At 51.3% G+C, this 16,243-nt stretch carries 13 protein-coding genes; 3 read left to right on the top strand and 10 right to left on the bottom strand.

The genetic code is table 11. The features are described from left to right. Positions 1-4: 4 nt before the first annotated feature. The 4 genes from A3EQ_RS0109770 to A3EQ_RS0109745 all read right to left on the bottom strand — a co-directional run bounded on the left by A3EQ_RS0109770 (position 5) and on the right by A3EQ_RS0109745 (position 5,419). Entirely contained in the window at positions 5-1,513 is a 1,509-nt protein-coding gene (locus A3EQ_RS0109770; RefSeq protein WP_407637026.1) for a DEAD/DEAH box helicase, read from the bottom strand. 806 nt (positions 1,514-2,319) lie between these two features. Further along, positions 2,320-3,162, bottom strand: a complete 843-nt coding sequence (locus tag A3EQ_RS0109755; protein WP_020154989.1) for a DegV family protein — start codon at positions 3,160-3,162, stop codon at positions 2,320-2,322. 155 nt (positions 3,163-3,317) lie between these two features. Then, on the bottom strand, positions 3,318-4,013 hold the full coding sequence (locus tag A3EQ_RS0109750) for a response regulator transcription factor (RefSeq protein WP_020154988.1): 696 nt from the start codon (positions 4,011-4,013) through the stop codon (positions 3,318-3,320). Positions 4,014-4,270: 257 nt separating this feature from the next. After that, the gene (locus tag A3EQ_RS0109745) at positions 4,271-5,419 is read right to left on the bottom strand and encodes a sensor histidine kinase (protein ID WP_020154987.1); all 1,149 of its coding nucleotides are present in this window, start codon (positions 5,417-5,419) and stop codon (positions 4,271-4,273) included. A gap of 450 nt (positions 5,420-5,869) precedes the next feature. Between A3EQ_RS0109745 and A3EQ_RS0109740 the strand changes: the two genes are divergently transcribed. Together A3EQ_RS0109740 and A3EQ_RS0109735 are read left to right on the top strand one after the other, a co-directional pair. After that, on the top strand, positions 5,870-6,514 hold the full coding sequence (locus tag A3EQ_RS0109740; protein ID WP_026499878.1) for a YigZ family protein: 645 nt from the start codon (positions 5,870-5,872) through the stop codon (positions 6,512-6,514). 39 nt (positions 6,515-6,553) lie between these two features. Continuing rightward, positions 6,554-7,558 (top strand): LCP family protein, encoded by a 1,005-nt coding sequence (locus A3EQ_RS0109735; RefSeq protein ID WP_020154984.1) that lies wholly within the window; start codon positions 6,554-6,556, stop codon positions 7,556-7,558. 451 nt (positions 7,559-8,009) lie between these two features. Here the strand turns inward: A3EQ_RS0109735 and A3EQ_RS0109720 are convergent, their stop codons facing one another. From A3EQ_RS0109720 to A3EQ_RS0109665, 6 genes are all read right to left on the bottom strand, one after another. Further along, the gene (locus tag A3EQ_RS0109720; protein WP_154652849.1) at positions 8,010-9,236 is read right to left on the bottom strand and encodes a hypothetical protein; all 1,227 of its coding nucleotides are present in this window, start codon (positions 9,234-9,236) and stop codon (positions 8,010-8,012) included. Between the two features lie 12 nt (positions 9,237-9,248). Then, positions 9,249-10,082: a hypothetical protein gene (locus A3EQ_RS0109715; protein ID WP_020154980.1), complete on the bottom strand. Its 834-nt coding sequence runs from the start codon at positions 10,080-10,082 to the stop codon at positions 9,249-9,251. Continuing rightward, entirely contained in the window at positions 10,079-10,768 is a 690-nt protein-coding gene (locus A3EQ_RS0109710) for an ATP-binding cassette domain-containing protein (protein WP_020154979.1), read from the bottom strand. Before A3EQ_RS0109710 ends, A3EQ_RS0109715 begins: the two co-directional genes overlap by 4 nt. Beyond that, positions 10,746-11,153, bottom strand: coding sequence for a GntR family transcriptional regulator (locus A3EQ_RS0109705; protein WP_020154978.1), 408 nt, complete (start codon positions 11,151-11,153; stop codon positions 10,746-10,748). Before A3EQ_RS0109705 ends, A3EQ_RS0109710 begins: the two co-directional genes overlap by 23 nt. Positions 11,154-12,143: 990 nt before the next feature. After that, positions 12,144-13,205 (bottom strand): glycosyltransferase family 4 protein, encoded by a 1,062-nt coding sequence (locus tag A3EQ_RS0109680; protein ID WP_020154973.1) that lies wholly within the window; start codon positions 13,203-13,205, stop codon positions 12,144-12,146. 1,164 nt (positions 13,206-14,369) lie between these two features. Beyond that, the gene (locus tag A3EQ_RS0109665) at positions 14,370-15,590 is read right to left on the bottom strand and encodes a CDP-glycerol glycerophosphotransferase family protein (RefSeq protein WP_020154970.1); all 1,221 of its coding nucleotides are present in this window, start codon (positions 15,588-15,590) and stop codon (positions 14,370-14,372) included. A gap of 438 nt (positions 15,591-16,028) precedes the next feature. Between A3EQ_RS0109665 and A3EQ_RS20890 the strand changes: the two genes are divergently transcribed. Next, positions 16,029-16,243 (top strand): helix-turn-helix domain-containing protein (locus A3EQ_RS20890; protein WP_154652848.1); only part of this gene is annotated, 215 nt, incomplete at its 3' end.

The following is a 16,243-nucleotide window of genomic DNA, read 5'->3' as shown; positions in this document are numbered from 1 at the left end:
TCGATTAATATCGGCTCAAAAGTTTTCTTTTTTCCGCTTCCCGGTTCATCCACATGATGTGTTTTTTCGCTTCGATCATCGCCCTTGTCTTCCCGTAGTGGAAAAAGACGACATCCCCGTCCGGATAGTCCGGATGCCTGCCCACCCGTCCGGAGATCTGGACAAGGGCGCTTTCCGTGAAAATATCGTCCTCCGCTCCGACTACGGCCACGTCAATATCGGGGAAGGTGACGCCCCGTTCGAGGATGGTCGTCGTCAGCAAAACAAGCACTTCCTTCTTACGCATTTTTTCCACCTTTTCTTTCCGCTGCGGATCATTGGCGTGGACGGACAAGGCGCCGGGGCAGAAGGAAAGAAACAGCGGGAGCGCCTGCTCCATCCGCTCGACATCGGGAAAAAAGACGAGGCATCGTTTGCCGCGCCGCACCCGTTCCCTCACCCAATCGGCCACTTTGGCCGGGAGCTGCCCTTTCCGAATGGCCTTCCGCCAGTTTCCGCACCAAACAAAACGGGGAACGGGAAGGGGACGGCGGTGAAAACGGGCGGGCAAGATCACACAATTTCTCAATCCCCGGAGGCATTCCCTTTTCCATTTTTCGCTCGGGGTCGCCGTCAAAAAAATTTGCGCCCCCGTGTCCTTTTTTGCCCGGTTCGCCGCGGTTTGCAGCATTTCATCGCAGGAGAAGGGGAAGGCGTCCACTTCGTCGATGATGAGCACGTCGAAGGCTTTGTAAAAACGGAGCAGCTGATGGGTGGTGGAAACGGAGAGCGGGGCGAAGCGGAACCGTTCCTGGCTGCCGCCGTACAAGGCGGCGACCGGAACGGTTGGAAAGGCCCGTTTCAAACGGGGGACCAATTCAAAGACCACATCCGTCCTCGGGGTGGCAATCGCCACCCGCATCCCTTCCTTCAAAGCCCGGCCGATGCCGGGAAAAAGCATCTCCGTCTTTCCCGCCCCGCATACCGCCCAAACGATCAGCGCTTCCCTTTTCTCGATGGCCCGGACAATCCGGCCGGCCGCTTCCCGTTGGGCCGGCTGTAATTCCCCCTGCCAGGCGGACTGCACCCGGCACGGAACGGCAGGTTCAGGCCCCCGCCATTCGAGAAGGGGAGTGCATTGGCTGATCCTGCCCGTCATCAGGCATCGCCGGCAATAGGCGCATTCCCTTCGGCAGCGGGCGCAGGGGAAGACGTGGAAAAGGCGCGGATTTTCATTGTGGCACCGGTGGCAAAAATAACCTCCGCTCCGCCTTTCCACCCCTTTTCCATAAGCGATATAGCCCCTTTCGGCATGGGAATGGACGAGCGCCAACGGAAAGGGAATCTCTTCGAGAAGCAGTTTCTTCCCCGCCAGGTGGAGCTGCAGGGAACGGTCAAAGGGAAAGGAAGCATCCCGCTCCCGCACGGGGATCTCCCGCAAATCGTCGATGCGGAAAAAAGCGGTTTCCCCTTTCGTTTTCGACAGGAGCTCCGGACGGAGAAATCCGTCCTCCAGGCAAAAGCGCAAGACCATCACCCCGGTTCGATATGGAAATCCGGAAGTTTTCAACACGAAATGAGGGAATGAAGGTTTTCGGATCAAAAGAAGAGGGAAAAGAGGACCATCCCGGATCGGATGGAGGGATGGAGGGATTGAGGATCCGCACGGCTTCTTGCGCAGCCGGCGGGATCGTCCATTCCGGATCGCGGGGAACGAAAAGAGCGGCAAAATCGACCCCTGGCGGACCTTCCTTGAGGAAAATGAAACGGAGGACAAAACTTGCCGACGGGCAGGAAAAAGGCTTTCGGACCGCAGCGAGGAAAACGGGCCACGATCCGTCGACCGGCGGAAGGAAAATCGGCCGCATCCGGGCAAAGAACCGGCCAAAAACGCATAGGCCCGGTACGGAAAGCCTCCGGAAAAAATCAGCCCCGGAAAAGGGATGGCTGCAGGTCCGGGGATGAAGTCCATCCGCCCGGAAAAGGGAAACCTGCAGTCCCGGGAAGGCCGGAGATCCCGGAAATGAGAAGCGGTCGATAATGGACGCACCATCCGGAAGCAGAAACCCATCAAGCCGGCGGCCTTGACAGAGAAAGCGAAGACATTTTCCGATCGCCTGCTTGGCACGAGGCATGCGGTCAAACGGCGCGAAAGAGGAAAAACCTCCCGCCACGGCATACGGACAGGAAGCCGCGGCCGGCGGACAACGGTTTCCTCCGTCCGAAACCTTCCGGCCGCATCTAAGGGCATGGATCTTCCGGAAGAAGGAGCCCTTAAGCAAAGGAGAGAAAGATTCGGCGGGAAAAACGGATATGCTTCCCTCAGCGGAAAATAAAAACTCAATCTTTGATCCAGCACAGGCCCATGGCTCCCTCGCCCAGATGGGTGGCGATCACCGGGCCGAAATAACTGATCCAAAATTCCACATGGGGGTACAGGGCGGACAATTCCTCTTTCCATTTCAATGCCTCTTCCTCCCTGTTGCCATGGATGATCACCGCCTTCATCGGCCGCCCCGTTTTCGCATCCTCCCCGAAAAGCTCAAAAATCCGGCTGACCGCCTTCTTCCGGGTGCGGACTTTCTCAAAAGGAACAATGACTTTGTTTTGGAAATGGAGGATCGGTTTCACTTGCAAAAGGCTTCCGATCAGGGCCTGGGCTCCGGAAAGCCTGCCTCCCCTTTGCAGATGGGACAAATCGTCCACCATGAAATAGGCCCGCATGTTGGCCCGCATTTGCTCCAACCGCCGCAGAATGGTTTCCGGCTCCTCCCCTTTCAACGCCATCTCCGCGGCTTCGATCGCGATCAGCCCCTGGGCCATGCAGCTGATTTCCGAGTCAAAGGGATAAACCTTAATCGAATCGACCATGTTTCCGGCGGTAACGGCGCCCTGGTATGTCCCGCTGATCCCGCTGGACAAATGGATGCTGATGACCGCGTCATAATCCTTGGCCAGTCTTTCGAACAACTCCGTAAACATCCCCGTCGAAGGCTGGGTCGTCTTCGGGAGAACCTTCGAGTGGCGGATTTTTTCATAAAAATCGTCAATGGAAATCTCCACTTCTTCCTGGTAGCTTTCATTTCCGAAAACAACGCTTAACGGAATCATGTGTATTCTCAATTTTTCCCGGATATCCTTCGGGATATAGGCGGTGCTGTCTGTAACGATGGCCGTTTTCATGATACCATCCCCCTTTGTCAATTGTCGGTTTGTCGTCCGGGTGCGAAAACCCATTATTTAATATTCCCTTTCAGCCATCTTTCTCCTTCTTATTCCGGTGATTTTTACAGACAAAAAAACCGGGCAGGCACATCGGCGCCTGTCCTGGAAAACGATCATCCGACTTCCACCCAGCCCCGTTTGATCGCCTCGACAACCGCCTGGGTGCGGTCGACGCAATTCATCTTTTGCAAAATGTTGGAAACGTGGTTTTTTACCGTTTTTTCGCTGATGTACAAAATTTCCCCGATCTTCTTGTTGCTTTTTCCTTCCGCCAGCAATTGGAGAACTTCGCATTCCCGTCTCGTCAACAGATGGTACGGCCGGCGGACATGATAACTGTTCAGCCGCTGGCCGCTTCCCTGGTTGTTGTTAACGATCGTTTCCATCAGCCGGCGATATTCCTTCACCAGGTTGTTGGTGACCTTCGGGTGAAGATAGCACCCACCTTCGGCCACCACCTTTACCGCCTCGATCATCGCCTCGACATCCATTTCCTTTAAAAGATAACCGCTGGCACCGGTTTGCAAGGCGTGGGAGACATAGGTTTCGTCGTCATGGATCGAAAGGATGATGACCTTCGTATTGGGGAATGTCCGCACCAGGTTTCTCGTCGCTTCAATGCCGTTCATATTCGGCATATTGATATCCATAATGACGACATCCGGCTTCAGCCGGCGGACGAGGGACATGACTTGGGTCCCGTCTTCCCCTTCGCCGACAATTTCAAATCCTTCCTCGAACTCCAAAATTCTTTTAATGCCTTCCCGATACAATTGATGATCATCAATGATGAGGATTTTCGTTTTCAAAATCGATCCCTCCCTTTGCACCGTTCGCGTTGCCCGGCCCATGGCCGGACAACTGATATTCGACCGTCATGCCGTGGCAATGATGGGTAAAAATGCGTTTGCCCTTTCCGGAGAATTGCCGATATCCTTGCCGGGCGACGGGACCGGTCCGGATGGGGATTCCCTTGATCCTTGACGGATCGGGGCATGGGCGTCAAGGATAAAATCCCAAGAAGCGTCCCGAATCCTTCAAGCCTTGACGGATCGAAGGCGGGCCGTCATCCGTCCTCTTTGATCGGGATCCCGATGAAAACCGTCGTCCCTTCGCCGATTTTGGATTGGATCCGAAATGTCCCGTTCAGCAATTCCACCCGTTCTTTCATGCCCAAAATCCCGAAGGTTCCCTGCTGGATTTGGTTGACGTCGAATCCTTTTCCGTCATCTTTAACCAACGCGTTCACTTTGCCGCCGGTAATTTCCAGTTTCACTTCGATCGTGTCGGCTTCCGAATGCTTCAGGGCGTTTTGCACCGATTCCTGAATGAGGCGGAAGACGGCCGCCTCCATTTTGCTCGGCAATCTTTCCTCGCTTCCGATGTAAACAAAGTTGATCTTCGGTTTTTTATGGTAATCCTCAATGGTGTTCAAATATTTTTTCAGAACCGGGACGAGCCCAAGATCGTCCAATGCCATCGGGCGCAAATTGTAAATGATGTGGCGGACTTCATACAAGGCGTCCCGGGCGTTTTTCCGCAATTCCTTGATCTCTTTTAAAGCCTCTTCCATTCCTTTATGGGTATAGATCTTTTCGATAAAATCCGCCCGCATCATCATATTGGCCAACATTTGCGCCGGGCCGTCGTGAATCTCCCTGGACAGCCTTTTCCGCTCCTCCTCTTGGGCTTCAAAAATTTTCAGGCCGAATTCCTGCCTGGCGCTCGTGTCATGGATGTAATCGGAAATACTTTTCAAATCGCCGGTCAAATAATTTTGGACGACATTGACTTGGGAGACAAGGTTGTCCGCCCTTTGGATCATCTCCTTTAATCCGGCGATCCGCCTTTCCATTTCATCCCGTCTTTCCTTTAATTGTTTTTCGAATTGCCGGGTGACGGTCAACTTCACTTGCAGGGAATGGGCGTATTCATAGGCCTCCCGTACTTCCTCTTCGGTGTATTTGTTGAATTGACGGCTGACCTCCGCCAATCTTTTCCTTGCATGGCGGGCTTTTTTCTCCAGCTCATCCCCTTCCCGGATCGTTTCCAGCAGTATCGTTTTTACCCGGTTCAACTCTTCCAGGATGGATTGATAGTCATTCCGGCATTGCTCCCCGATGTAGATGATTTCCTTCTTGCTGTTATCGACGGTCTGCACCATTTTATCGAGAATTTCATCAAAGATTTTGGGATTCAAATATTTTGTTCCCATCGATGTTACTCCCCTTTAAAAAGAAGAAAGAAGAAAAAAGCCGCCTTTTCATCGAGCGAAATCTGTTATATAATTGGTAAAAAAATGCATTTTTCCGTTGAAGGATGACGAAGGCAGGAGAAGCGATCAATCCCGAAAACTTTCTATTTATAAAATTATTACTAGTATTATTATAATAAAGGAAAAACGGCCATTTGTTTAACCCCTCGCAGTAGGCCGAAAGTCCCAATTCGGGGAGCATTCCCTCCCTTTATATTACCATTAATTTCTTCATTTTTTTATTTCTGGTTTTTTTTCCTGGGAAAAAAATCGGAACCGGACGGGGGAAAAAACCGCAACGCTTCCCCAGCCCGCAAGGATGAAAGGATCCCGTTTCTTCATTGCGCGAAACAGAAGGAAGAATTATAATAATTGAAGTACGTTTTTGCATTTGCAGAAAGGGGACATTCGGTGCTCTCCTGCTACTATACGGTCAAAGGATTCGGGACGGACGAAATCGTCATCCAGAAATCCCGTTTCATCGCTTACGTCGATCGCGCGGAAAGCGAAGAAAAGGCCTATCAATTTTTGCAGACCATCAAAAAGAAACATTGGGACGCCACCCATAATTGCTCCGCCTTCATCATCGGCGAACACGATCAGATCCAAAGGGCCAATGACGACGGCGAACCGAGCGGTACGGCGGGAATCCCGATGCTGGAAGTGCTGAAAAAGCGCCGCTTGAAAAATACCGTTGTCGTAGTCACCCGTTATTTCGGCGGCATTAAACTGGGGGCGGGCGGTTTAGTCCGGGCCTACAGCCGGGCGGCATCGTCGGGCATCGACGCCGCCGGGGTAGTGGAACGGAAATTGATGCGCATCATGCACACCTTCATCGATTACAGCTGGTTGGGGAAAATCGAAAACGAATTGAGAAATTCACCTTATCCGATAAAGGATATCCGCTATTTTGACCGGGTGGAAATTGAAACTTACGTCGAGGAAGGACAACAGGACGTTTTCCGCCAATGGATGACCGAGAAAACGAACGGGCAAGCGCTCATCAGCGAAGGCGAAACCGATTATGTGGAAAGGGAAATCGTGAATCCGAAATAGTGGGCGCTGTACCGAATTTTTTGCGAAAGAGGAAAAAGTATGGTCGAGGAAACCCGTGCATTGAGAGGAAATCGCAGAACCGGAAGAAGGAAGAAGAAAAAAAGCAAGTGGCGCTGGCTTGGCTATGCCCTGACAGCCTTGTTGATCCTCGTCGTGGCTTACGGCATCTACCTGTCCACCCTCGCCGCGAACGTAACGAACAAAGCCCATAAGCAGCTGGAACGGGGCGAGAAATCGGAAAAGCGGGTGGAAGCCGTCTACCCCGGAAAGGACAATTTCTCCGTCCTGTTCATCGGGGTGGATGAACGGAAAGGGGAAAAACAAAGCCGCTCCGATGTTTTGATATTGGCCACCTTCAACAAGGACGACAAAACGATCAAGATGGTCCATATCCCAAGGGATTCCAGGGTATATATTCCAGGCTATTACGAAACGAAGATCAATCACGCCCATTTCTGGGGCGGCGTGGATTTGGCCGTTGAAACGGTCGAGGAACTGTTCGACGTGCCGGTGGATTATTACGTCAAATTGAATTTTGAAGCCTTCATGGATATCGTCGATGCCATCGGCGGCATTACCGTTGATGTGGAAAAAACCTTCTCGGAAATGGACAGCAAAGACCGGAAAAATCGCATTACAATCCATGCCGGCCGGCAAACCTTGAACGGCGAGGAGGCCCTCGCCTATGTCAGGATGCGGAAGCAAGATCCCCTGGGCGACATCGGCAGGGGGCAAAGACAGCAGCAAGTCATAAAAGCGATCATCGAAAAAAGCGCCTCGATCTCTTCCATCACGAAATACGATGACATTTTGAACAGCTTGGGCGATAACTTGACCACGAACTTTACGTTCCAAAACCTTGTGGCCCTTCATAAATATGCCGGGTCCTTACGGTCGATCGAAACGTTGAAGCTGGAAGGAAAAGACCTGTATCTCGACAATATTTATTACTACGACCTCGATGAGGAGTCCGTCGCCGAGATCTCCCGGGAGCTGAAAGAACATCTCGGCATCGCCGACGAAGACCAATTGGTGCAGTATTAAAATTCGGAAAGGCCTGATCCAGGGTCCCCCCAAAAACATAAAAAATTTGGAACGCCTTAAACCGGGGAACCCGCAACGGACCCGTTAAACCAAAAGGACGGGTTCTTTCCGCCGGGGCATCCGTTCCGGTTTTCCGGAGGGAAATCCCGGAAAAAGCCGGCGCAGATCAAAAGAATCGGCGACGGATCCTTGGATTCCCGAAACATTTACCGTAATCGGCAAAGGAGCCGGAAACTTTCAAAGTTTCCGGCTCCTTTTTCCCTTGCTCCAGAAAACTTCCCTTTGCCCTTCGGCCGGCGGACGGCCGCCCGTTCCGCCGGAACCGTCTCATTTGCCGTTTCCATCGGATGAAGCGCAGCACTTGGGCGGTTTTTGCCGCGGGATGGAGGCGAGCGCCGCAAGGCCGAAAGGGGCAGGCCGTCCGAAACCGGATCGCTTTTCCCCCCGGCGGTCAGAACGACCCTTCCACATTAAGATCCAAAAGCGTAATACGGTAACCTTTCGGAAGGTCTTCCCCTTCTTTTGCGGCGATTCTTCCTTCAAACAAGGTTTTTCCCGATTTCAGATCGCCGATCAGGATTTTCCCGGTTTTCGCATCCGTATCGGGAACGGCGACATAAATCTTCTCGTTCGTCAATTTGATGATGCTGTCTCGCAAAGAAGAGTCTCTTTCCGAACGCGGGACCGCAAACACCCGATCGGAAATGATCTTTCCCTTTTCCAAGTCATAAGCAATGATTTGGATGCCGTTTTCCGCGAGTTTTTGGAAATAAAGAGTGGAGCCGCTGACCAGGGCCGGTTCCGCTTCCGCGATGGTCTTTTCGGGAAGGCCGATCTTTTTCCGTTCGCCGGTTTCCAGGTCATAGGCGGCCAATTCCACGGTTTTTTCCTGCGTGGTAATATCGCCTTCCTCATCTTTCTCCGGCACTTCTTCCAAGCTTCTTTTTGAAAACACCACATACCGGTCCAGCTTCGTCCTGTCAAAGCTCACGGGATAAACCAACATCTCGCCGTTTTTTTGGGAAACGGAAAAAACGGTTTCGTCACTGAGCATCTTTTTCCTTTTCCAATCGATGGTATACACATGGGACTCGATCGAATTAGAATTATAGGATTGATTGGTCGTTATGACTTTCATCACCCCGTTCATGACGTGGACCTTTTCCACATAAACCATCGTGTACCGTTCCCTGTCCGGAACCGGCAGACGGAATGAGACCGTGTCCTTCCTTTTCTTGTCCAGGCAGGCGACGGTAAAGGCAAAATCGGTCGGTTCATAACCGCGGAGCAGATTCGTTTCGATGGCGGCATAGCCGACAAAATCCCGGTCTTCAAAATAGTAAGCGTCGTTCTCTTCCTTTCCCCGCATGAAATTCCGGTATTTTTTCTGCAGATGTTTGGTGAAGGAGATAAAATTTCCCCCTTCCAACCGATCGAAATAGGACCGCTGCCGCCAATATTCCGATCCTCCGGCGCGGATCCAAAGGGTCTCCTCCTTATTGCCTTCATTATAAAAGCCGTCAATGTAGATGGGCTCGGCCTCCCTTTCATCCCCGCTTACCTTCCTGATCGCAAAATCGGGAAAGCGGTCGGCCGCTATCTTGGCTTGAACGTAATACACACCCACCGAAAAAACGATGACCGTCGCAAGGAGGATCAATCTCCAATACTTTTTCACATGCATCCCCTGTCACACCCTTATTTTGTAGTTTAATAGAAATCGGCTTATAAAAATCGACATGCCGGACACGAAAAGCCCTAGGGCCACTTCCGCAAAAAACCTTTCAATCGGGTATAAATACACTTTTTCCGTGAACATCTCGATCAAAATCGGCGATAGAAAGATGCCGGCGGCCAGGGCGCAGTATCCGGCCCCGAAAAAGATCCCTCTGAACCGGTAGCACCGTTCGAACAAGATGGCGGTAAACAAGACTAAGACCACCATCAATCCGGCGCCGTAGCGAGCGACAAATTCGATCAACGTCCCGGGGAATAAAACGGTCAAGTATTTGGAGAAGGTAATAATGTCCGCCGTGGACAGATCTTGCCTGAAATCGTCCGGGATCATCGCCCGGAAAATCCCTTGTTCAACCGGAAAAAGGATCAGCTGCAGGGAAATGAGCCCGAGCACCATCAGAAAGATGGCGGTGGCTTTGGCCAAATAAACATTGATCCTGTCCGTCGGGAGGGTCAAAAGCCGGTAGGCGAACGTGTTCCTTGCAAACCAATCCCGATACCAGATGAAGAAGACATAGATGATCAACGTAACGGCGCAGATGGCGATCGACCACATAAACCATCCGTTCGTAACAATATGCACGAAAGACATTTGTCCATAATCGGCCAAAAACTGTTCCTTCGATGCATTCATCCCATATATCATTTCATTGGCTTGCTTCAAATATTGCCTGCACTCGACGATGACCGCGGTCATTTGCAGAACGACGGTCAGGACGATCAGCACCAAATAGATTTTAAAAAAACGGTTCAGTTCAAAATTGAGCAGTTTCAAGTATTTGTTCACGGCCGGTACACCTCTCTCATCACGTCAACGACTGATTTTCCTTCCCTTTCGCGGATTTCTTCCACGGCGAACTCCTTGACGACGATGCCCTCATCCAACAGGACCGCCTTGTCGATGAGATGTTCGATATCATTGATTTCATGGGTGGTAATAATGACGCCCCGATCCTCGATCAGATGGCTGGTGAACACTTCGGCGATTTGTTCCCTGGTGAAAATGTCGATGCCGGAAAAGGGTTCATCCATCAGCACAAAATCCGCGTCAAGGGCCAGCCCGAGAAGCAGGTTGACCTTCGCCATATTCCCTTTCGACAGATTGGCGATCCGGTCTTCTTCCTTCAAACGGAAAAATTCGAGCAGCTCCCTTGCCCGTTCCTCGTTCCAGCCGGCATAAAAATCCTTCATAAACGCCATCGCCTCGGAAATCTTCATGGAGGACGGCATGATGAAGGCGTCCGGGATAAAGGTGATTTTTTCATAGGTCCCTTTATGGATCCTTTTCCCGTTGATCAGGATCTCCCCTCCGTAATAGGGGGTGAGCCCCATGATCGCCTTCAGGATCGTCGTTTTGCCGACGCCGTTGACCCCGATCAGGCAGGTGATCTCTCCCTTTTTCGCCGTAAAGCTGACCCCTTTCAGGACCTGTTTCCGGCCGAATTTTTTCTTAATATTTTTCACTTCGATCATTCCGGTCCCCCTCTTTCTCTCCCGTTTTCCCGTAAAATTCCCTGACCAGCGCGACCGCCTCCTCGACCGGGACATTGATCGATTGGACGGTGGATACGAAGGCGTGGACCGCCTCCATTATGAGCTCCTCCCGCACCGACCGCAAAATTTTCTCGTCCCTGGTGACTCGGCTTGGCAAATTTCCTTCGGTAAAAATTAATCCTTGATTTTCCATTTCCTTATACGCCCTTTGCACCGTATTTGGATTGACCTTCAACCAATGGGCAAGCTCCCTTCTGGACGGGATTTCCTGCCCCGGCTCAAAAACCCCTTTGGCGATCTGTTCCTTGAAATACCGGATGATTTGGACATATACCGGTTCCCGATTATTGAAATTCACTGTCATTGGCAAAACTCCCGGTCGATTGGATTTCTGGATCCCGTCCTTTGTGTATTAACAGCTTAATACACCGCCGGCATAAAAAATGTATTAAGCGTGTAATACACTTCATGTGTATTATATGCTTAATACACATCGGCTGTCAATACACTTTTTTCCATTTTTTCGTTTTTCTTCTCCAGATGCCAAGTAAGGGATGCGGACGGTGTCTGAAGCCGGGCGGGCGCATTCGGATCGGGAAACGCCCTCCGCTCATTGACTTTTTCCGGATCAAAAATTCTCAGGACAGCGGACGGCATCGCCCCCCGCCACGAGAGGCAAAGCGGAAAGAGGCGGATCGGGGCGTGTCCACTCCCAATGGACCATACTGGCAAACTCCATGTTTGCCAGATGAGGAAGAGCAATCCCTTGCCCACGTACAGCTCTATCCGTTGGCTATTCTGCGTATCAAGGACCTGGCCCTTCCCGCTATGCAACGCCCCATCCCGCAGGCAGCATCGATGTTTTGCCCGTTAAGGACGGCGGGCCCTGCCCGGCGCAAATCTTTAGCCATAGGCAAAGGCAACATGCTGCAGGAATTGCGGTCCTTTCCCGGTGCACATCCCCATCCATCGGCAACGGTGATGTTTTGAAGGGGAGCGGAACATAAAGTGGGCGGCCCATTCTTAAGGCATGGAAACGGAAATGGACAAGGTCCAAGATGAGTGGATGAACAAAGGTTGTTACGGCGAGACGCGGGTCCGCAAGGACCAGGATACTGCTTACATACAAGTATAAAAGAATCGGGGGCCATGTGGGGTAAGGCCGTATGCCCCCACCCCAACATTTGACAAAGGACCAAAAAAGAAAAAGCCGCGGAAAAATCTTCCGCAGCTTGTCCGAATCGGTTCAATCCAAAATTGCTGAAGGAATGCATGGCGAAATCGGGCGTTCGCCGCAAACCATTATTTGAGGCGGGCGCGCCCACGCCTGCCTGCCCGGTATGCCGACCGGGCTTTACCGGTTCCGGGAACGGCCGAAATCCCGCAATCCTTCGAATATCCTTAATAGCGGCTTGTAGCTCTGGCTGATGAGGCCGATTTTCTCAATGAAAATCTCGAGGGAAACGATCACGATGGCCAACAGCAGGATCGATCCCCAAACGGTCGTCATCGAGAAGATGAACGCGAACAGGGCAAACAGGGAACTGATGGCATAAATGATGATCACCGTCTGCCGGTGGGTAAAGCCGAGATTCAGCAGGCAATGGTGCAGATGGGACCGGTCCGGCTTGCTGATCGGCTTTTTGTGGACGATCCGCCGGATGATCGCAAAGATCGTATCTGAAAGCGGAACCCCCAGAATCAGTATCGGCACAATGAAGGAAATGAAGGTGATGTTTTTAAATCCCAACAACGACAAGACGGAGATCATAAAACCGAGAAAAAGGGCCCCTGTGTCGCCCATGAAGATCTTTGCCGGATAAAAATTGTAAGGCAGAAACCCGAGGATGCTGCCGACGAGAAGAACGGCCATGGAAAAAACGTAAGCATCTTCCATGATGAAGGCCATGCCGCTCATGGCGAGCAGGGCGATGGCGGAAACGCCCGCGGAAAGGCCGTCCAATCCGTCGATCAAATTGATGGCATTCGTCACGCCGATGATCCATAAATAGGTGATCGGAATGCTGAAGATGCCGAATTCCAAAACGCCTCCCCACGGAACGTTAATATAGGTAACGGTAATGTCGCCGAAAAAAATGATGATGGTTGCGGCGATGAATTGGCCGGCCAGCTTTTGCCACGCCGGGATGGAATATTTATCATCGATCAGCCCCGTAATGAGTATGACGAGGCCGGCGAGCAAAAGCGGAAAATGGACCGGATGGGAAGGCTGCAAAAAAAGGATGGAAACCAAAAAACCGAGATAGATCGCCAGGCCGCCCAGCAACGGGATTTCATGTTGATGCACCTTTCTTTCGTTCGGGCGGTCAACGATTTTCCATCTTTTGGCCAGGAATATCATGAACGGCGTCAAAACCAATGAAATCACGAAGCTTGCCAAAAACGAAAGGGCCATGAATGATCCTCCTTAAAACAGGAAAGGAAAAAATCTGTTATATCTATCTTACCGCAATATTGCCTATAGTCAATGTTCCCTAAAGGCGGCGCCGTTAATCAGGGAATGAAGCAGCCGACCGGAAAATCTTTCCCTATCTATCCTAACATTTTTTGACGAAATTTCCACGATTATGTTACATGGCGATTGGAATTTATTTATCGGAAATACCCCGCCTCCCGGACCGGCTTCCGTCGCGAGGCTTTCGTGCAACCTTGCGCGCAAACAGCCACGGTCCGGATCATCTTCAACGCCGCATCCATTGTTAATCATAGGCCCCGATTCGCTCATGCTTTCCGCCGGATCATCTTCAACGCCGCATCCTTAGGGTCAAGTGCCGTTGAAGGCTTTCCACCTGCTTTTCAGGTCATCTTCAACACCGCATCCTTCGGGTCCGGCACCGCGGAAAAAATCCCCCCGCCGACCAAACTCTTTCCGTGGTTCGCCTTTCTGATTTCCGTCCCCTTTCGTCCGGAGGCGATACTTCCGGCTATCTCCATAAAGAAATCCGCGCCGTTCCCATCGTCTATGCTGTCCCCGTTCACTAGTATAATTGAAATCGGAACCCTTTTTTTGAACGGTTTTTGAACGGAAACCGATCGCATCGCTTTTCTCGAACTTTTGTCAAAAGTCCGACCAAACTTGGCCCCAGTTTTTTATACCAGCCGGAGCCCGCGTGTCCTATTTTGTTGAACGGTTGTGGAACCCCGACAAAGCTGTCCCCGGCCGTTTTCCTTTCCATCAAAAAAAGCGGGAGGCGCAAAGGCCTGCCGCCGGCAAAACTTATATTTTTCTTTCGTAAACATGTTGTTTTGTCCCCTGCTTTCCATTCCATACGGGAAAATCTCCTTTGCGCATGGGCCAATCGGGTGCCACAGGGCAAAAGAATCTTGTATCCGTCCCATTTGGTTGCGCCAGCTTTGGCCAGCATCCATGGTCCTTTTCGCCTTGTACAGAGCGGGACGTTTGGCGCAAAAAATATCCGATCGGACGGCAACCATGGACCGTTTTCAAAGGGGCGGCCCCATTTTCGCCGGACAAGCTTGGCCGGCATGGAAAATTTCAAAAAAAAAGCGGCTCCCCCCACGTCAAACAGGGAACCGCGATTTTCGTCCGAGGAAACTATTAAAGCGGCGTCGTTTCCATGCCCCGTTTCTGGACTTGCGGGAGCGCCAGGGAATCGGACAGGTACAGGACGAGATTCCGGCTGGAAAAACCTTGGGAATAGGCGTTCCATGTTTCTTTAAATGCCCTGATCTTTTCCCTGTCAAAGGAATCGTTCTCAATGCAGGCGATCAGCTCCTCCGTGGACCGGACGATCGGCCCGGGAACCAATTCCTCATATTTTTTCCACAGGCCCCTTTCCCTTTCATATTTTTCCAGGTCGTAAGGGAAAAAGACCATCGGCTTTTCCAGGATGGCATATTCAAAAGGAACCGAAGAATAGTCGGAAACCAAATAATCGGTGATTACCAGCAGGTCATTGATCTCCGGATAGCGGGAAAAATCGTAGGCGAATCCTTTGTAATCGTCGAAATCCAGCCGGTCTTGTACGGAGGGATGCAGCCGGATCAGCAGGGCGTATTCCCCTTTCCAGCGTTCATACAAACGGCCGACGTCTAGGGAGAGAGCTCTTTCTTCCTCATAATCCCGGTAAGTGGGGGCGTACAAGACGATTTTCTTTCCTTTTAATTCGGGATATTTCCGGTAAAAATCCTTCCGGATTTCTTCATGCCGTTCCCGGTCATAAAAAAAGTCCGTCCGCGGGACGCCGGTGGGCAGGATGTTCGCTTCGGAAAGCTGGAAGGCTTCCTGGAATATTTTCCCGAATTCCTCCGAGCCGACGACCACTTTATGAAATTGCTTGTAAACCTTTTTGAATCTTTTCAACGCGCGCTTTGACCGATTTCGGATCGTCTTGTCCTTCAAGCCGAAGGTCTTCACGGCCCCGGCGGCATGCCAAATCTGAATGCACTCTACCCCTTTTTTAAAGGAGGCCGCCGCCAAAAAACCGTAATAATTGTCGACGATGATCGCTTTTGAGGTGGCGAGATGGTAGATCCCAGCCAGTTCATGGAACAAATGGTTCGACTCGATTCGGTAAACCTTTTCCTTCACCGTATTTTTCACGGAGCGGTAACAGTTTCCTTTGCAAAGGAAAACCACTTTTCCTGGGAAATTTAACCGTTCCATTTCTTTATAGACCGCCAGGGGATTCGCTTTAAAGGATACGACAAAGGTCACCTTTTCTTGCAGGGGAAGCCACTTGAAAAGGGCAAAAACGGCTTTGAAAAAAGCCAGGTAGATTTCGATCAAGATCTCCCTTGCCATCGCCGCTTCAGCCAACCCGTTCCCGCTGTTTTAGCAAACTTGCCGCATCTGCCGGCGAGTGGACGGCTTCCCCGCTGCCCTTCCGAAAATGGGACCTTGCTTCCCCGCGATTGCCCGGTCGTCCGTCAACCCTTTGTTCCCGGCCGGTCCCGGAAACGGCTTCGCCGGGAAAACCGGCGTTTGCCAAAAGGGGCATGCCCAGGCCGCTTCCCCTGTCGGCAGCTTTCTTCCGTGTGAATTCGGCTGCGGCTTTCTTGCGAAACAGAACAGGCCGACGGCCGCAGGATGTATTTTTTTCCATCGGGATTCGCTCCTTAAAGATTCTATTAATCTATTCTAAATTTAGATTAAGATTTTGTAAATGCAAGCATGCTGCCGGTGTTGTTCGTCTGTGATATTGTCATATTGTAACGCTTCAGTGAAAATGTCAGTATGAGACAGGAGCGAATTCCATTGAGCAAAAAAGAATTGAAGCGTTACAAAGTGATTAGTCAATGGATCGAAGGGTATATCACGGGAAAACAAGCTGCCGAATTGTTATCGCTAAGTCTTCGTCAGGTTTATCGCCTCAAAAAACGAGTCCTTGAGGAGGATGAAAACGGAGTCATTCACAAAAACCGGGGGCGAAAACCTGCACATGCCTTATCCGAAGACATCCGGCAAAAAAT

It is taken from the genome of Caldibacillus debilis DSM 16016 (genome assembly GCF_000383875.1).
GTDB classification, from domain to species: domain Bacteria; phylum Bacillota; class Bacilli; order Bacillales; family Caldibacillaceae; genus Caldibacillus; species Caldibacillus debilis.
Note: the sequence above shows the minus strand (reverse complement) of the source record. Positions and strands in the feature narration are given on the sequence as shown.

Coding starts and splice junctions, on each gene's coding strand:
- A3EQ_RS0109770 (WP_407637026.1), bottom strand. CDS start 1,513: ATGGTCTTGCGCTTTTGCCTGGAGGACGGATTTCTCCGTCCGGAGCTC.
- A3EQ_RS0109755 (WP_020154989.1), bottom strand. CDS start 3,162: ATGAAAACGGCCATCGTTACAGACAGCACCGCCTATATCCCGAAGGAT.
- A3EQ_RS0109745 (WP_020154987.1), bottom strand. CDS start 5,419: ATGGGAACAAAATATTTGAATCCCAAAATCTTTGATGAAATTCTCGAT.
- A3EQ_RS0109735 (WP_020154984.1), top strand. CDS start 6,554: ATGGTCGAGGAAACCCGTGCATTGAGAGGAAATCGCAGAACCGGAAGA.
- A3EQ_RS0109710 (WP_020154979.1), bottom strand. CDS start 10,768: ATGATCGAAGTGAAAAATATTAAGAAAAAATTCGGCCGGAAACAGGTC.
- A3EQ_RS0109705 (WP_020154978.1), bottom strand. CDS start 11,153: ATGACAGTGAATTTCAATAATCGGGAACCGGTATATGTCCAAATCATC.
- A3EQ_RS0109680 (WP_020154973.1), bottom strand. CDS start 13,205: ATGGCCCTTTCGTTTTTGGCAAGCTTCGTGATTTCATTGGTTTTGACG.